Consider the following 15,828-nt stretch of genomic DNA (forward strand, 5'->3'; position numbering starts at 1 on the left):
TCTGTTCGCGATCGTTGCGGGCGGCCTGGTCATCGAGTCGCTCCGGAACGTCGAGGAGTGGCATGTTCTCGAAGCGCGTTAGTCTGCCCGAACGCCGGAGCTGATCCGGCACGGGGCCTTAGCTCAGTTGGTAGAGCGCTGCCTTTGCAAGGCAGATGTCAGGAGTTCGAATCTCCTAGGCTCCACATCTCGTCCATCCGATCACGGATGAACTCCCGTTCGACCGCGTTCGCGGCCAGATCCAGCGCCTCCCGGTACGACTGGTGTGCCGATGTGGTGTCGCCGAGTCGTCGCAACAGATCCGCCCGGGTGACGTGCCACAGGTGGTAGTGCGTCAACGGCAGATCCCCGATGAGCCCGAGAGCGACTGTCGGGTCGTCGATCTCGGCCACCGCGACGGCCCGGTTCAGTCGGACGATCGGGTTGGGGTCGCACGCCGCGAGCTGGTCGTAGAGCGCGACGATCTGATGCCAGTCGGTGTCCTGCGCGCGGTCGGCGTCGGAGTGGACGGCGGCGATCGCCGCCTGGAGCTGAAACCGCCCCGGTGCCGCGCCCCCGGTCCGCCGCCGCGCGAGGCACGCACGCACCACGGCCAGACCCTCGTCGACACGAGCGCGGTTCCACGTCGACCGATCCTGCCGGGGTAACGGGATCAGCGCTCCGTCGGCATCGGTGCGCGCGGACCTCCGCGAGTCGAGCAACAGCATGAGCGCGAGCAGTCCCCGGGGCTCGCACTCGTCGGGCATCAGATCGACGACCATCCGCGCGAGCACGATCGCCTCGTCACAGAGATCGGCCCGCGTCAGACCGTCGCCCGCCGAGGCCACGTATCCCTCGCCGAACACGATGTACAGAACCGTCAGGACACCGTCGAGCCGATCGGGGAGGTCGGCGTCGGTCGGGACGCGGTAGGGGATCCGCGCCCCGCGGATCTTCGCCTTGGCGCGGACGAGCCGCTGCGCCATGGTCGCCTCGGGAACGAGGAACGCCCGCGCGATCTCCGGCGTCTGCAGCCCGCCGACCAGCCGGAGCGTCAGGGCAACCCGTGCCGGCATCGCCAGCGCCGGGTGTGCGCACGTGAACAGCAGGCGTAGCCGGTCGTCACGCATGAGCACCTCCTCGTCCACCTGCTCGGCCGGATCGGTGGCCGTTGCAGCCGTGCCGGCCAGGCGCGCGGCCTGGGCGTGGCGGTCGTCGCGGGAGGACTCGCGCCGGATGCGGTCGATGATGCGTCGGCGGGCGGTCGTGATGATCCATCCGGCGGGGCTCGGTGGTGTCCCGTCTCGGGGCCACACCTGCGCGGCGACGGCGTACGCGTCGGCCACGCCCTCCTCGGCGAGGTCCACATCGCCGAAGACGCCGATCAGCACCGACACCGCCCGGGCGTGATCGCGGCGGAACGCCGTCGCGATCGCGTCGACGGGCGAGGATCGGTCGGTCACCCGTCAGCCCCGGTCGAAGAAGGGGCGCACCTCGATCGGGAGGGTGGTCGCCGCGGCCGCCTTCGCGCCCCACGCCAGGGCTGCGTCGAGATCGGGTGCGTCGATGATGCACAGACCGCCGAGATACTCCTTGGTCTCGATGTACGGACCGTCGGTGAGGAGTGGACCGGAATCCCCGGCCCGAACCACCGTGGCGGTGGCGGGGCTGTCCAGGCCCCCGGCGAACACCCAGGCGCTCGCCGCACGCAGTTCGGCATGGAACGCGTCGAGATTCGTACCGATCTCGGCCAGGACCTCCGGTGCGGGCGGGGTTCCCTCGGGCTGCATCACGCCCAGCAGATAGTGCGACATGTCGATTCCTCTCGTGCGGCGGGGCCGACCGGGTGTCTGCCCTCACCTGTTACACGAACGAGCCGCCGAGCGATCGACATCTCGGCGAAAAGAATTCTCGGTGCCGGTCTACGAACCCTGCCCGGCGATGGCGAAGTAGACGACCAGACACAGCACCGCGGCGCCGATGTAGAAGTAGCCGAGCCAGAGAGCGGCCACGGCCAGGGAGTCGCCCTGCTCGCGGGTCGTGCGGATCTGACGTCGTGCGATGTGGGCGCAGATCACGCCGAAGATCGACGTGAGACCGAGGAACGACAACACCAGCGCCACGATCGCGAGCACGTTCGTGCTGTTGCGGGGTGCAGCGGTCATGTCATTCGACTCCGGGTCGTGATCGTCGTGATCGTCGTGGTGCACGGGTGCGTCGTCCCTTGACGCGGTCCTGGTGTTCTGGTGCTGGTGGTCGGGCTGCCGCAGCGAGTAGGCGGCGTTGGAGTCGGCGGCCGGTCCGCTGAGGACCTCGGGCGGGTGGGCGCGTGTCGGTGCCTCGGGGGGCGGGCCGTGGCGGGGTTCGAAGCGCGGGGGCGGACCAGACCGTGGTGCGGGTCCGCGCGGCGGGGGCGGGACCTGTCCGAAGCGGCCGCTGTTCGGGCCACCCGGTGCAGGCGGACGGGGATTGCCGCCGGTGCTGGGGCCGGTGGGGCGACGCGGGTCCTGCCCGTGGGCGGGACCGGCAGGGGGACGACCCGGCTGACGAAACGGTTCGCTCGGGGGAGTCCGCGGCGGTCCGCCGAAGGGGCCTGCCGGTCCGGCGGGCGGTCGTCCCGACGGCGTCGGCGCACGTCGGGCGTCGGGATTGTCGTCGGGGTGCACGCCTACAAGCTACCTGTGGCCCCGTGTCGATCGGCGAATCGGGCGAAAGCCGGGCGCAGGTCTATCGGGTGGGGACGTCCTCGACACGCGGCGGCTGCGCGGCGACCGGGGGAGGGGCATTGCGGCCGCTGCGCAGAACCGAGAACACCACGCCACCGCCGATGACACCGGCGATCCCGAGCACCACCAGACCGTTGCGCCGCGACACCCTCGACGTGCGTCGGGCCGTGAGCAGCGGGGCCACCGCGGACGGCGTCAGTGCCCGAACCTTCGGAGCCCGCGACTTCTTCGCGGTGCGACGACGCCCGACTCGCTTCGCGACGACGCGAGCCGGCCGGGTCCACGGGACGAGGTATCCCAGTGCCGCGGAGCCGGCGGTCCTGGCGGCGGCGATCTTACGGCTGTCGTCGGTATCGGTGCTGGTCACGATCCCCATCGGTGGTCCTCTTCCCGTCGCGTACGCGCCTGTGCTGTCGTGTCCCGGCCTGCCGGGCGAGGCCGGTTGGCAGCGGGAGTGTGGGTGCCGTAGCGGCTGGTGGCACCATGGTCGTCGTGAGTACACCACAGAAAACCGCAACCGCGACCGTGCACACCAACCGGGGCGACATCGTCATCGACCTCTTCGGCAACCACGCGCCGAAGACCGTCGAGAACTTCACCGGTCTGGCGACCGGCAGCAAGGAATACAGCCAGCCGAACGCCTCCGGTGGAGACAGCGGCCCGTTCTACGACGGGTCGGTCTTCCACCGGGTCATCAGCGGCTTCATGCTGCAGGGTGGCGACCCCACCGGCACCGGCACCGGCGGCCCGGGCTACCAGTTCGGCGACGAGTTCCACCCGGAACTCGTCTTCGACCAGCCCTACCTGCTGGCCATGGCGAACGCAGGCCCGGGTACCAACGGCTCGCAGTTCTTCATCACCGTGGCCAAGACGCCGCACCTGAACCGCAAGCACACCATCTTCGGTGTCGTGGCCGACGACGAGTCGAAGGCGGTCGTCGACGCGATCGGTGCGACCTCCACCGATCGTCGTGACAAGCCGCTCGAGGACGTCGTCATCGAGAAGATCGAGATCAGCTGAACCCGAACCAACCGCAACCGTTCGGGGGCCCCGCGCCCGCGATGGTCTGCGTCCGGCACCCGGACCGTCCCACGGGTCTCTCCTGCACCCGTTGTGGACGGCCGGCGTGTCCGGAATGCCTTCGGCCGGCCTCGGTCGGCCAACACTGCGTCGACTGCGTCCGGCAGGCGGGCGGCGAGCGGGTGACCGTCCGCACCATGGGCGCCACCCGGCCCACCGCCACCTATGCGCTGATCGCCGTCAACGTCGTCATCTTCGTGATCACCCTCGCGCAGGCAGGCGGTCTCAGCGCCAACCTGTTGCGGTCGCGGATCTTCGCCGACGGCGTGCTGTTCGGTCCGCTGGTCGGCAACGGTGAGTACTGGCGGATCTTGACCTCGGGGTTCCTGCACTACTCGCTCATCCACGTCGGCCTGAACATGCTGACGCTCTACATCCTGGGCCGCGACCTCGAGATGGCGATCGGCACGAGACGGTTCCTCGGGGTCTATCTGACGGCCCTGTTCGGCGGGAGCGCCGCGGTGTTGATCTTCTCGCCGTTCGCGGCGACCGCGGGTGCCTCCGGCGCCATCTACGGCGTGATGGGCGGACTGTTGGTCGCGGTCATCAAGGCCAAGTTGCCGCCCGGACAGATCATCGGCCTGATCGTGATCAACATCGTGATCTCGCTGACGATCCCGAACATCTCCCTGTGGGCGCATCTCGGCGGCCTCGCATTCGGCGCCGCGGCCACCGCGGGCGTCCTGTTGCTGCCACAGCGGATCGGCCGGCGCGACGCCGCCTCCGCATCGCTCGTGGGCTGGCTGTCGATCGGCATCCTCGTCCTGGTGGCGTTGCTCATCTGTGTCGCCCGAGCCGCGACTCTCTGACGCCGCGTCACCCCGCGGGCTCGGGCCTCACCAGCCGTGTCGGCTCCTCACGCGGATCGCAGGAAGCAGCGGGCGGCTGTGCGTCGATCGGCGTCGTAGCCCTCCCACTTCGCCCCGGGCACGTCCTGGTGCCCCACCTCACGGAATCCCCGTCGGAGGAAGAACTCCGCGGCCTCGCCACTGACGGTCACCGCGAAGAGACTCGCGATCCCCCGCGCGCGACACATCTCCAGCAGTCCGTCGATGAGCAGGCCCCCCGCGCCGAGCCCGGAGAACTCCGCCACCGTGATCAGACCGGACACCTCGGCGAATCCGGTTCCGGCGTAGCGGTCGGCCTCGAGGCCGACGACACCGGCGAGATGCCCGGTTCGTAGGACCCGCGCACCAAGCCCGCCGACAGCCATCCTGGCGACGTCGATCCGGCTGCGCACCTTGAGAACTCCGTCTCGTACCCCCTGCGCGACCAACGCCTCGATGGCGGGGAAGTCATCCACCTGGAGTGAGGCCAACTGGAGATACCGCCCCTGGGTCAGGACGGTTCCCCGTCCGTCGAACGTCAACAGCTCGAACTCCAGATCCTCGGCACGGCAGAGGTTCACGCTGTATGCGCCGCCGGCGAGCGCCTCCAGCGCAGCGGACGTGAAGTCGTGGAGACCTCGTTCGGCAAGGTGTGCGGTGAGCCGGTCGCGGTGGACGTCGATGTCGGCGAAGCTGCGGGGCGGACTGCCCCAGCCGCCGCCCGGATCGGTGAGCACCATCTTCGATGCCCGGACGCTCGCGGAGACAGACCCCGCCGCGCGGGCGACGGCGGATGCCGAAGCCCCGACCACGACGCACGGCGAGTCCGCGATGGCGAGCCACAGATCGGCGACCGTGTCGTCGTCCCACACCGTCGAGCCGTCCACGTGCACACCACCGACCGCAGCGATGACGGTCGGAACGCAGTCGGCCGGGACGACGAAGACGAACCGGGTGTCACCCGTGCCGAACTCGTCGACCGTTCGTTCCACCGCGTCCACCACCGAGGCACTCAGCGTGGGGAGGGCAACGACGATGGTGATCCCGCGGAACTCCTCGACGAAGAAGTCGCGCTCGGCAACAGGTATCCCGCCGGACGTGAATCCGGCAGCCGCTGCCGCGCTCGGCACCGCCCGTCTCGGCCGCACCGTGCCCGGACTCGCGCGCTGGTCGTTGTTCGTCATGATGGTTCAGGGTCCGGCGGCGTCGGGGCCGTCAGTCGTCGGGGTCGGGGTCGCGGTCCGGGCGTAACCGCAGGTTCTTGTCCTCGTCGATCGGATACCCCTGCGCGCTGAGCACATCGGCGACGTCGAGCGGTGCCTCACCGAGCTCCCACCGTCCCAGGATCACCAGCCGCTCGGATCCGTCGTCGTCGACGTCGATCTCGAGGTTGGGCACCCGACGTCCGAACCGGGGATAGCTGACGATCCGGATCCGGGTGATCTGGGCACGGGTGTAGCTGTGCCTGCCGGTGATCCCGCGGATCTCCAGGCGATCCGGCCACGCGGCCAGGCGGGGTCGGACGAGCAGCGAACCCAGCCCCATGGCCGCGAGCAACAGCCCGGCGACACCCATGATGACCAGGCCCGGAGGATCGGATCCGGACAGGGCCGCGGCGACCAACAGAACGACGCCACCACCGAGGAGGGCGAAGCCCACGGGACGAGGAGTCGCCCACTGCGCAGAGTTATCCACAGGCTCTATGCACAATGTGGATGAATTACACACATGTAATTCAACAGGCTGGGGAGGAAACGGCCGGTCAACGCCACTTCATCGTCATCAGCAAGCCGGTGATCATGAAGCCGAACCCGATGAGGAAGTTCCAGGCGCTCAGGTTGTACATCCAGTGCAGGATCTTGCCGTCGGCACCGAGGCTGGACGGGGTCGCGACGAGGTAGAACACGATCAGCCACGCGAGACCGATGAGCATGAGGCCGAGCATCGCCGAGACGTAGATCGTGCTCGACGGACCGGCCTTGACCTTCACCGGCGTACGGCTGGCCGGGTTGATCGTGTAATCGGTCTTCTTCCGGACTTTCGACTTCGGCATGACTTCCTCGCTGATGAACGTCGACCGCGCGGATCCGAGGGACCGGTGGGTGTCCTCACCTCGTGCGGGTCGTACTTGCTGATGGACGCGTGCGACCACGGTATCCCACGCCCATAAACCGATGTGAGATCCGACCGGGCTCGCCGGTACCGTGAACCCGGTGACCACCAGTTCCGTCCGGAAACCGTCGATCCTCGTCATCGACAACTACGACAGCTTCGTCTACAACCTGGTCCAGTACCTGGGTCAGCTCGGAGTGCACGCGACGGTGTGGCGCAACGACGACGAGCGGCTCGCGGACCTCGACGACGTCGTCACGGAATTCGACGCGGTGCTGCTCAGTCCGGGACCGGGTACTCCGGAGCGGGCGGGCGCGACGATGCCCATCGTCGGTGTCGCGGCGCGGACCGGAACCCCCATCCTCGGGGTCTGCCTCGGGCACCAGGCCATCGGCGCGAGCTTCGGCGCCACCGTTGATCGTGCGCCGGAACTGTTGCACGGCAAGACATCCACAGTGTTCCACGACGGCAGCGGGGTGCTGGCCGGCCTCGCCGACCCGTTCATCGCCACCCGCTACCACTCCCTGACGGTCCTGCCCGAGACGATCCCGGCCGAACTGATGGTGACCGGGCGGACCGAGAGCGGCATCATCATGGCGATGTCGCACCGGGAACTGCCGATCCACGGGGTGCAGTTCCACCCGGAGAGCGTCCTGACGCAGGGCGGTCACCGGATGCTGGCGAACTGGCTGCGACTGTCCGGGTTCGAGATCTCCGAGGACCTGGTGTCGAGCCTCGAGGCGACCGCGGCCACCGCGGTCGGTTGAGCGATCAGCCGAACAGGCTGGCGCGTCCCACGGTGATGCTGATGGCGGCGTCGTTGTTCAACATCTCGCCGCTCGCCGGTTCCTGATCGATGACGCGGTCGGCGTCCGGACTGCCCAACCCCACGTTGCGGGGGACCTCGTTCAGCGTGCCGTTACGCCATCCGGCGCCGTTCAACGCGTCTCGCGCCTGACTCGCCGTCTTGCCCCGCAGATCGGGCATCCGGAACTGGTTGCCGCGCGAGACGGTCACCTGCACCGTGCTGTTCTCGTCGACCTGGGTACCGGCCACCGGGGACGAGTTGATCACCGTGTCCGCGGGCTGATCGGAGTCCGCGGCGACGGCCACGAACCGCAGGCGCAGGTCCTCGACGGCACTCTGCGCCGCGTCCTGGGTCAGACCGACGAGCGAAGGGACCGTGACCCGACGCGGACCGGTGCCCACCTGCAGCGTGATGCTCGTGGTGACGGCCTGCGAGGTCCCGACCTGGGGCGACACCGCCGCCACCTTGCCACGGAGCTGATTGGTCGAGGCGACGTTGCCCTGACGGACGTTGGTGAAACCGAGTTTGGTGAGCGTGTCCGAGGCCTGCTCGAAGGTCTGGCCGACGAGGTTGGGGATGTCCTGGCGCTGCGGGCCGGTGGACACGTACAGCGTGACCTGGGATCCCTTGTCCGCCTGCACGCCCTCCGATGGTGCGGTGCGCGTCGGCATGCCCGACTCGACGTCGTTGCTCGGTTCCTCGAGGGGGTTGTTCACCCGGAAGCCGAGTTTCTCCAGTTCGGAGCGGGCCTCGGTCGCCGAGAGGCCGGTGACCTTCGGGATCGCCACCTGCTCGGTCGCGTCGTCGGCCCACGGGGTGGTCAGCAGCAGGGTGACGCCGACGACGACCAGCACCGCGGCGAGCGCGGCGGCAACGTACTTCAGCACCGGTGAGCGACGTTCGTCCTCGTCCGGATCGGGGCGACGATGCGAGGTCGGGCCAACCCGACCCGGGCGGTTGCGCGCCGGCTCGATGATGCCGGTCTTGTCCTCGTCGGACAGCAGCATCGGTGCGCTGGGGCGTCCGCCCGCGAGCACCTTCATCAGGTCCGAGCGCATCTCGCCGGCCGACTGGTAGCGGTTGAACGGGTTCTTGCTCATCGCCTTGAGGATCACCGAGTCGAGCTGCGGCGGGATCTCCCGGCGGATGCTCGACGGGACCGGCGGATCCTCGCGCACGTGCTGGTAGGCGACCGCGACCGGGGAGTCGCCGGTGAACGGCGGTTCGCCGGTGAGGAGCTCGAAGAGCACACAGCCCATCGAGTACACGTCGCTGCGTGCGTCGACGCTCTCACCGCGCGCCTGCTCGGGCGACAGGTACTGGGCGGTGCCGATGACCGCCGAGGTCTGGGTCATCGCACTGGACGTGTCCGACATGGCGCGGGCGATGCCGAAGTCCATCACCTTCACCGCGCCGGACTTGTCGATCATCACGTTGGCCGGTTTCATGTCCCGGTGGACGATGCCGTTCTGGTGCGAGAAATCAAGGGCCGCAGCGACATCGGCCATCCAGGTCATGGCCTGGCGCGGTGCGACGTGCCCCTGGGTGCGCAGGACGTCGCGCAGGGTCTCGCCGTCGACGAACTCCATCACGATGAACGGCAGTGGACCCTCGGGGGTGTCGGCCTCGCCGGTGTCGAACACCGACACGATCGTGGGGTGGTTCAGCGACGCCGCGTTCTGCGCCTCGCGGCGGAAGCGGAGATAGAAACTCGGGTCGCGCGCGAGGTCGGCGCGCAGGATCTTGACGGCCACGTCGCGGTGCAGACGGAGGTCACGCGCCTGATGAACCTCGGACATGCCGCCGAATCCGAGGACCTCGCCCAGCTCGTACCGATCGGAGAGGTGACGAGGAGTCGACATCAGTCACCTTTCTTCTCGTCGAGCGGCGACGGATCGCTGCTGCTGTCATCGTAATTCTGCCCACCGAAGCCGGGGATGGTGATCCCGGGGATGACCAGGCCGCCCTGCGGCGTCGTGGTGGTCGTAGTCGTCGGCGGGGTGGTCGTGGTGGTCGTCGGCGGAGTCGTCGTCGTGGTGGTCGTCGTCTCCTCCTCGGTGGTCGTCGTCTCCTCCTGCGTCGTCGGAGCCGGTTCGTCGGTGGTGGTCGTGACCGACGGCGGGGTCGACGGCGTGGTCGATCCGTCGCTGCCGTTGGTCGACAACCAGTACCCGACGAGGGCGACCGCGGCGAGCAGCAAAATCACAGCGACCGCGGCGAGCGCCTTCTGGCCGCCCGTCCAGCGGCCGTCGTCGCGGGCGGGAGCGGCCGGGATCGGGCGACGCGAGGTCGCGGTCGGGGGCGGCGGTCCGGCCGGACGCGGGATGGGCGCCGACATCGCGCGGGTCGAGGTCGGCGGCACGACGATCCCACCGGCGCGCGGCGGCGGCGGGCGACGACCCGACCGCACCGCGGCCACGGCGTCGGCGAACTCGCCGCCGTCGGAGTAGCGGTTGAGCGGTTCCTTGGCCATCGTGATGTCGATCAGTTCCCGGATGCCCGCGGGCAGGTCGTTCGGCAGCGGCGGCGGGGTCTCCCGGATGTGCTTCATCGCGACGGTGATCGCGCCGTCGCCGAGGAACGGTCGACGACCGGCGATGGCCTCGTAGCCGACCACGCCGAGCGAGTAGACGTCCGACGCCGACGTGGCGTCCTCACCGAGGGCCTGCTCGGGGGAGATGTACTGGGCGGTACCCATGACCATGCCGGTCTGGGTCACCGGCGCGGCGTCGACGGCCTTGGCGATACCGAAGTCGGTGATCTTCACCTGACCGGTCGGGGTGATCAGGATGTTGCCGGGCTTGACGTCGCGGTGCACCAGGCCTGCGGTGTGCGCGGCCTGCAGGGCGCGACCGGTCTGCTCGAGCATGTCCAGCGCGTTGTTCAGCGAGAGCCGGCCCATCCGGGACAGCACGGCGTTGAGCGGCTCCCCGTTGACCAGTTCCATGACGAGGTAGGCCAGCGCGGGGCCGCCGGAGCGGTCGGGCGTCTCGCCGTAGTCGAAGATGCTGGCGATGCCGGGGTTGTGCAGTCGGGCGGTGGTCTGGGCCTCGATCCGGAAGCGCTGCAGGAACTCTGCGTCGTCGGAGAACTCCGACTTGAGGACCTTGACCGCGACGCGACGGTCCAGCCGGGTGTCGAGTCCCTCCCACACCTGGCCCATGCCACCGGTCGCGATGAGTCTCATCAGCCGATACCGATCGGCGATCGTGGTTCCGCTCTGCAGACTCATCGGGTCCCCTTGTCGTGCCGCATCAGCTGTTCCCCACCATCGCGTTGATCACGGCACGGCCGATCGGAGCCGCCGACGAACCGCCGGTCGACTGCACACCGCGGTCGCCGTTCTCGACGATCACAGCGACGGCGATCTGCGCGTTGCTCGACGGACCGAAGGCGATGTACCAGGCGTAGGGGGTGTTGGCGGCCTCGGAGGTCGCGGAGTGCTCGGCGGTGCCCGTCTTCGACGCGATGGACACCGGGCCGCCCGATCCGCTCGTGTTCTTCTCCGAGTCGATCATCAGGCTGGTGAGTGTGGCCGCCGTCGTCGACGAGATCGGCTCGTTCATGCTCTTCGGCGCCGTGGTGTAGAGGGTCTTGAGGTCGGGGCCCTGCAGCTTGTCGACGAGGTAGGGCTGCATGCGCACACCGCCGTTGGCCACCGTGGCCGCGATCATCGCGTTCTCCAGCGGGGTCATGCGGACGTCACGCTGGCCGATCGCGCTCTGCCCCAACGCCGCGAGGTCGCCGATGGGCCCGACCGTCGATTCCGACACCGACAGCGGGGTGTCGGGGGTGTCGGAGTCCAGGCCGAAGCGGCTCGCGGTCGACTTCACCGAGTCGATCGGGTTGTTCAGTCGCTCGGTGGCCAACTGCACGAACGCGGTGTTGCACGAGTACTGGAACGCCTGGCGCAGGGTGACCTGACCGCCCGACGATCCGGGGCACGTCTCACCGGCGTAGTTGGTCAGCGACGTCTCGGTGTTCGGCAGGGTGATCGAGCTGTTCGCGGTGAGGCGGGTGTTGTCCGGGTTGACGCCCTGGGCCAGCGCGGCCGCGGTGGTGACCACCTTGAACGTCGATCCGGGCGGGTAGGTCTCGCTGATGGCGCGGTTGAGCATCGGCTGCGCCGAGTCGCCGGCGTCGCTGGGATTCCATGCGTTCCAGGCGTTCTCACGCACCGTCGCGTCATGGCTGGTGAGCTTGTTCGGGTCGTACGACGGGGTCGAGACCATCGCCAGGATCGCCCCGGTGTTCGGCGCGATCGCGACCACCGACCCGCGGCAGCCGCCGGAGCACCCGGAGTTCATCGCGTCGTAGGCGACCTTCTGCAGACGCGGGTTGACCGTGGTGACGACGTTGCCGCCGCGCGGGTCGCGACCGGAGAACATGTCGAGGAACCGCTGCCCGAACAACCGGTCGTCGTTGCCGTTGAGGATCGAGTCGTTGGACTGCTCGATGCCGGCGCTCCCGTACTGGAACGAGTAGAAGCCGGTGACCGGCGCGAACGCCGGGGCGTACTTGCCGGGGTAGACCCGCAGGTACTTCAGACGGTCGTCGGTGGGCACCGACTGCGCGATGACCTCCTGGCCCGCGGTGATCTGGCCGCGCTGGCGTGAGTACTCGTCGAGCAGCACCCGCTGGTTGCGCGGATCGGCACGTAGGTTGTCGGCCTTGAAGACCTGGACGTAGGTGGCGCTGGCGAGAAGGGCGACGACCATGACCATCACGGCGATGACGACGCGTCGGATCGGGATGTTCACGGGCGCTTCACCACCTGAGTCTGCGCGAGGGCGACCGGCGTCGACTTCTTCTTCGACACGTCCGGCTCGCGGGCGGCGTTGGACACCCGGATCAGCAGCGCGACGAGGACGTAGTTGGCCAACAGCGACGACCCGCCGTAGGACATGAACGGTGTGGTGAGACCGGTCAGCGGGATCAGTTTGGTGACACCGCCGACGACCACGAACAGCTGCACGGCCATCGAGAACGAGAGCCCGGTGGCCAGCAGCTTGCCGAAGCTGTCGCGCACGGTGATTCCGGTGCGCAGGCCGCGCACCACCAGGATCAGGTAGAGGCCGAGTACTGCGGCCAGGCCGACCAGGCCCAGTTCCTCACCGATGGTCGCGATGATGAAGTCGGTGTTGGCGAACGGGACGATGTTCGGGCGTCCCGACCCCAGGCCGGTGCCGAACAACCCGCCGGTGGCGAGTCCGAACAGACCCTGTCCGACCTGGTATCCGGTGCCGTAGAAGTCACCGAACGGGTCCTGCCAGACCTGCACGCGGACCTGTAGATGGGGGAACAGCTGGTAGGCCAGGATCGCACCGACGGTGAACAGGGCGACGCCGATGATCACCCATCCGACGCGTTCGGTCGCGACGTAGAGCAGCACCAGGATGGTCGAGAAGATCAGCAGTGGTCCGCCGAGGTCGTTGGCCAGGGCGAAGATGCCGATGGTGACGATCCACGCGGCGAGCAGCGGACCGAGGTCACGTGCGCGCGGGAGGTCCATGCCCAGGAAGTGCTTGCCCGCGGTGGTGAACAGGTCCCGCTTCGACACCAGCAGCGACGCCGTGAAGATGATGATCAGGATCTTGGAGAACTCGCCGGGCTGGATGTTGAAGAACGGTGTCTTGATCCAGTTCTTCGAGCCGTTGATCTCCGAGAGCGACGCGGGCAGGATCACCGGGATCGCCAGGAACGCGAGGCCGCCCAGGCCCAGGATGTAGCTGTAGCGAGACAGGGTGCGGTGGTCGCGGACGAAGATCAGGATCACCGAGAACGCGACGACACCGAGCACCGCCCACAGCACCTGCTGATCGGCGTTGTTGGTCTGATCGGTGGCCACCGCGGTCTCGCCGCTGGCGCCCGAACCGAGATCGAGTCGGTGGATCAGCACCAGACCGAGCCCGTTGATCACCGCGACCAACGGCAGGATCAGCGGGTCGGCGTACGGCGCGTAGCGACGGATCACGAGGTGCGCGAAGCCGAACAGCCCGATGTAGGCGATCCCGTACTTGGCGAGATCCCACGAGATCTGCTGCGACTGCGCCGCCTCGACGTTGATCATGGCGGCCATCACGACGACGGCACCGACACCGAGCAGCATGAGCTCGGTGTTGCGGCCGTTCGGGCGGCGAGTGGGACCCGTTGTGGGCGTCTGGGTTACGGCGGCCTGCGACATCAGTGTCCTCGACAGACCTTGCGGCCACTGTCGTCGAAGCGATCTTCGCTGGTGTCGACGGTGGTCGTCGGGGCGACGGTGGGCGCGGGCGAGGATGCCGGTGCCCCGGGTGCGGGTGCGCCGGTCTGGGTCGGGGCGGGCGCGACCGTGGTGGTCGGCGGCGCCGTGGTGGTCGTGGTGGGTGTGTTCACACCGGGATCCCCCGTGCGGGTACCGCACAGCGGCAGCAGCGAGAGCAGGCTGACGTTCTGCTTGGCCTGGTCGAGGGGGACGCTCGGCTTGCTCGCGCGCACGGTGTTCTGGCTGGGCTGCGACAGGTCGCTGACCGGCAGCGGCGTGCAGGAGTCGGGCGCGGAGTTCGCGTCGGCGAAGGTGATGGTGGGCGTCTCGGCCTTGAGGTCGCTGACGCAGGTGGTGAGGCTGACCGAGTTGAGCGAGAGCCCAAGGATCGACCCCTGCATGCCGCGGTAGAGCACCACGGTGCCGTTGTTCTCGTCGACGTAGTAGTTGGAGCGGATCAGTCCGCGCGCCACCAGGCCGCCGGCGACGATCAACACGATCAGCGTCACCGCCGCCGCGGCGATGAACCACTTGCGGCGCGGGTTGCGGGTCGCCTCGACGGGCTCGGGCTCCACCGTCGGACGCCGCGGTGACTCGCGCGGCGGGCGCAGGGCCGCGGCGCGACCGGCCGCGGCGCGACCGGCCGCGGTGGTCGGGTCGGGGGTGTACTCGTCGTCGTCATCGCCGGCGGCGCCCGCACGGATGGGGCGGTGATCGCCGTAGTCGTAGTCGATGACGTCGGCGACCACGACGGTCACGTTGTCCGGGCCACCGCCGCGCAGTGCGAGCTCGATGAGACGGTCGGCGCACGCGCCGTGGTCGGCGACCGACGACAGGGTGTCGGCGATGGTCTCCTCGGTGACCACGTCGGACAGTCCGTCCGAACACAGGAGGTAGCGGTCGCCGTCCCGGGACTCGCGCACGGTCAGTGTCGGCTCGACCTCGGCGCCGGTCAGCGCGCGCATGATGAGCGACCGCTGCGGGTGGGTGTGCGCCTGCTCGGCGGTGATCCGGCCCTCTTCGACCAGCGTCTGCACGAAGGTGTCGTCGCGGGTGATCTGGGTGAGCTGGCCGTCGCGCAGCAGGTAGCCGCGGGAATCGCCGATGTGGCACAGGCCGAGACGGTTGCCCGCGAACAGGATCGCGGTGAGCGTCGTGCCCATGCCCTCGAGTTCGGGGGACTGCTCGACCTGGTCGGCGATGGCGGCGTTGCCGCTGCGGATCGCGTCGTCGAGCTTGCCGAGCAGATCGCCGCCGGGCTCGTCGTCGTCGAGGGGCTGCAGCGCCTCGATCACCAGCTGGCTGGCGACCTCGCCTGCCGCGTGGCCACCCATGCCGTCGGCGAGGGCGAGCAACCGGGCACCGGCGTACACCGAGTCCTCGTTGTTCGACCGGACCAGACCGCGGTCGCTTCGCGCGATGTAGCGCAACACCAGGGTCACGGGCGCAACTCGATCACGGTCTTGCCGATGCGGACCGGGGTCGCGATGGGCACCTTCACGGCGGTGGTCACCTTGCCCCGATCGAGGTAGGTGCCGTTGGTGGAGCCGAGATCCTCGACGTACCAGTCGTCGCCGCGCCGCGAGATCCGCGCGTGCTTCTCCGAGGCGTAGTCGTCGGTGAGGACGAGCGTCGAGTCGTCGGCGCGGCCGATCAGCACGGGTTGCGTGCCCAGCGTGATGCGGGTGTTGGCGAGCGCGCCGTGGGTGACGACGAGGTAGCGCGCGGCGCCCTTCGGGCGGGCGGAACCACCCGAGCGGCGTCCGATGCGATCGTAGCGGGGGACAGGCCGTTGCCCGGTCGCGGCGTAGACGTCGTTACGGAGGATGCGCAGGACGGCCCAGACGAAGAGCCAGAGGAGCAGGAGGAAACCCACACGGGTCAACTGCAGAACTATGCCCTGCACAGCTGCTCACCTCCAGGCGAAGTGTCCTCGGCCGGCGACCGTCGGGGACGGGCACCGTACGCATTGATCATCCGGGGGCGCCGCACGACGACCCATGGATCCACATCCTATGGGTCACACGCGAGTGAATCGGAATCTGTACATGA

General features: G+C 68.9%; 16 protein-coding genes and 1 tRNA gene. 4 read left to right on the plus strand and 13 right to left on the minus strand.

What is annotated here, in order from left to right; all coding sequences use genetic code 11:
• The first annotated feature begins 112 nt into the window (after positions 1-112).
• Positions 113-185: transfer RNA gene (locus LX13_RS09775), tRNA-Ala, on the plus strand.
• Here the strand turns inward: LX13_RS09775 and LX13_RS09780 are convergent.
• The 4 genes from LX13_RS09780 to LX13_RS09795 form a co-directional block, all read right to left on the minus strand.
• Positions 159-1,442 carry an RNA polymerase sigma factor gene (locus LX13_RS09780; RefSeq protein WP_253661141.1) on the minus strand — a complete coding sequence of 428 codons (1,284 nt, stop codon included), beginning with the start codon at positions 1,440-1,442 and terminating at the stop codon, positions 159-161. The two genes, LX13_RS09775 and LX13_RS09780, sit on opposite strands and share 27 nt — an antisense overlap.
• Before the next feature lie 3 nt (positions 1,443-1,445).
• Positions 1,446-1,793 carry a YciI family protein gene (locus tag LX13_RS09785; RefSeq protein WP_253661142.1) on the minus strand — a complete coding sequence of 116 codons (348 nt, stop codon included), beginning with the start codon at positions 1,791-1,793 and terminating at the stop codon, positions 1,446-1,448.
• 108 nt (positions 1,794-1,901) lie between these two features.
• On the minus strand, positions 1,902-2,645 hold the full coding sequence (locus LX13_RS23435; RefSeq protein ID WP_253661143.1) for a DUF4190 domain-containing protein: 744 nt from the start codon (positions 2,643-2,645) through the stop codon (positions 1,902-1,904).
• A gap of 61 nt (positions 2,646-2,706) precedes the next feature.
• Positions 2,707-3,072 carry a hypothetical protein gene (locus LX13_RS09795; RefSeq protein WP_253661144.1) on the minus strand — a complete coding sequence of 122 codons (366 nt, stop codon included), beginning with the start codon at positions 3,070-3,072 and terminating at the stop codon, positions 2,707-2,709.
• 116 nt (positions 3,073-3,188) lie between these two features.
• Between LX13_RS09795 and LX13_RS09800 the strand changes: the two genes are divergently transcribed.
• Together LX13_RS09800 and LX13_RS09805 are read left to right on the plus strand one after the other, a co-directional pair.
• A complete protein-coding gene (locus tag LX13_RS09800) occupies positions 3,189-3,725 on the plus strand; it encodes a peptidylprolyl isomerase (RefSeq protein WP_253661145.1) in 537 nt (178 codons plus the stop codon).
• A 182-nt stretch (positions 3,726-3,907) separates the two neighbouring features.
• Positions 3,908-4,594, plus strand: a complete 687-nt coding sequence (locus LX13_RS09805; protein ID WP_308214727.1) for a rhomboid family intramembrane serine protease — start codon at positions 3,908-3,910, stop codon at positions 4,592-4,594.
• A 47-nt stretch (positions 4,595-4,641) separates the two neighbouring features.
• On the opposite strand, the gene LX13_RS09810 is transcribed toward LX13_RS09805, so the two are convergent.
• The 3 genes from LX13_RS09810 to crgA form a co-directional block, all read right to left on the minus strand.
• Positions 4,642-5,796, minus strand: a complete 1,155-nt coding sequence (locus LX13_RS09810; RefSeq protein WP_253661147.1) for a GNAT family N-acetyltransferase — start codon at positions 5,794-5,796, stop codon at positions 4,642-4,644.
• A gap of 31 nt (positions 5,797-5,827) precedes the next feature.
• On the minus strand, positions 5,828-6,271 hold the full coding sequence (locus LX13_RS09815) for a PH domain-containing protein (RefSeq protein WP_253661148.1): 444 nt from the start codon (positions 6,269-6,271) through the stop codon (positions 5,828-5,830).
• Between the two features lie 103 nt (positions 6,272-6,374).
• Positions 6,375-6,665, minus strand: a complete 291-nt coding sequence (crgA, locus tag LX13_RS09820) for a cell division protein CrgA (protein ID WP_188487493.1) — start codon at positions 6,663-6,665, stop codon at positions 6,375-6,377.
• 160 nt (positions 6,666-6,825) lie between these two features.
• Here crgA and LX13_RS09825 point away from each other — a divergent pair, with 160 nt between their 5' ends.
• Positions 6,826-7,491: an aminodeoxychorismate/anthranilate synthase component II gene (locus tag LX13_RS09825; RefSeq protein ID WP_253661149.1), complete on the plus strand. Its 666-nt coding sequence runs from the start codon at positions 6,826-6,828 to the stop codon at positions 7,489-7,491.
• 4 nt (positions 7,492-7,495) lie between these two features.
• On the opposite strand, the gene pknB is transcribed toward LX13_RS09825, so the two are convergent.
• From pknB to LX13_RS09855, 6 genes are read right to left on the minus strand one after another with little or no spacing between them, the layout of a single operon-like run.
• Positions 7,496-9,394, minus strand: a complete 1,899-nt coding sequence (gene pknB, locus LX13_RS09830) for a Stk1 family PASTA domain-containing Ser/Thr kinase (protein ID WP_253661150.1) — start codon at positions 9,392-9,394, stop codon at positions 7,496-7,498.
• Positions 9,394-10,764, minus strand: coding sequence for a serine/threonine-protein kinase (locus LX13_RS09835; protein WP_253661151.1), 1,371 nt, complete (start codon positions 10,762-10,764; stop codon positions 9,394-9,396). Before LX13_RS09835 ends, pknB begins: the two co-directional genes overlap by 1 nt.
• Positions 10,765-10,786: 22 nt before the next feature.
• Positions 10,787-12,292, minus strand: a complete 1,506-nt coding sequence (locus LX13_RS09840; protein WP_253661152.1) for a peptidoglycan D,D-transpeptidase FtsI family protein — start codon at positions 12,290-12,292, stop codon at positions 10,787-10,789.
• Positions 12,289-13,716: an FtsW/RodA/SpoVE family cell cycle protein gene (locus LX13_RS09845; protein WP_253661153.1), complete on the minus strand. Its 1,428-nt coding sequence runs from the start codon at positions 13,714-13,716 to the stop codon at positions 12,289-12,291. The genes LX13_RS09840 and LX13_RS09845 overlap by 4 nt, the downstream gene beginning before the upstream one ends.
• Positions 13,716-15,218, minus strand: a complete 1,503-nt coding sequence (locus tag LX13_RS09850) for a PP2C family protein-serine/threonine phosphatase (RefSeq protein ID WP_253661154.1) — start codon at positions 15,216-15,218, stop codon at positions 13,716-13,718. Before LX13_RS09850 ends, LX13_RS09845 begins: the two co-directional genes overlap by 1 nt.
• Positions 15,215-15,682 (minus strand): FHA domain-containing protein FhaB/FipA, encoded by a 468-nt coding sequence (locus LX13_RS09855; protein WP_188487486.1) that lies wholly within the window; start codon positions 15,680-15,682, stop codon positions 15,215-15,217. The genes LX13_RS09850 and LX13_RS09855 overlap by 4 nt, the downstream gene beginning before the upstream one ends.
• Between the last annotated feature and the right edge of the window lie 146 nt (positions 15,683-15,828).

The organism is Williamsia maris (assembly GCF_024171815.1).
Classification (GTDB): domain Bacteria; phylum Actinomycetota; class Actinomycetes; order Mycobacteriales; family Mycobacteriaceae; genus Williamsia_A; species Williamsia_A maris.

What these genes read in the sequence shown, in the direction of transcription:
- LX13_RS09845 (WP_253661153.1), bottom strand. Translation starts at nt 13,716, where the DNA reads ATGTCGCAGGCCGCCGTAACCCAGACGCCCACAACGGGTCCCACTCGC.
- crgA (WP_188487493.1), bottom strand. Translation starts at nt 6,665, where the DNA reads ATGCCGAAGTCGAAAGTCCGGAAGAAGACCGATTACACGATCAACCCG.
- LX13_RS09800 (WP_253661145.1), top strand. Translation starts at nt 3,189, where the DNA reads ATGGTCGTCGTGAGTACACCACAGAAAACCGCAACCGCGACCGTGCAC.
- LX13_RS09835 (WP_253661151.1), bottom strand. Translation starts at nt 10,764, where the DNA reads ATGAGTCTGCAGAGCGGAACCACGATCGCCGATCGGTATCGGCTGATG.
- LX13_RS09810 (WP_253661147.1), bottom strand. Translation starts at nt 5,796, where the DNA reads ATGACGAACAACGACCAGCGCGCGAGTCCGGGCACGGTGCGGCCGAGA.
- LX13_RS09785 (WP_253661142.1), bottom strand. Translation starts at nt 1,793, where the DNA reads ATGTCGCACTATCTGCTGGGCGTGATGCAGCCCGAGGGAACCCCGCCC.
- pknB (WP_253661150.1), bottom strand. Translation starts at nt 9,394, where the DNA reads ATGTCGACTCCTCGTCACCTCTCCGATCGGTACGAGCTGGGCGAGGTC.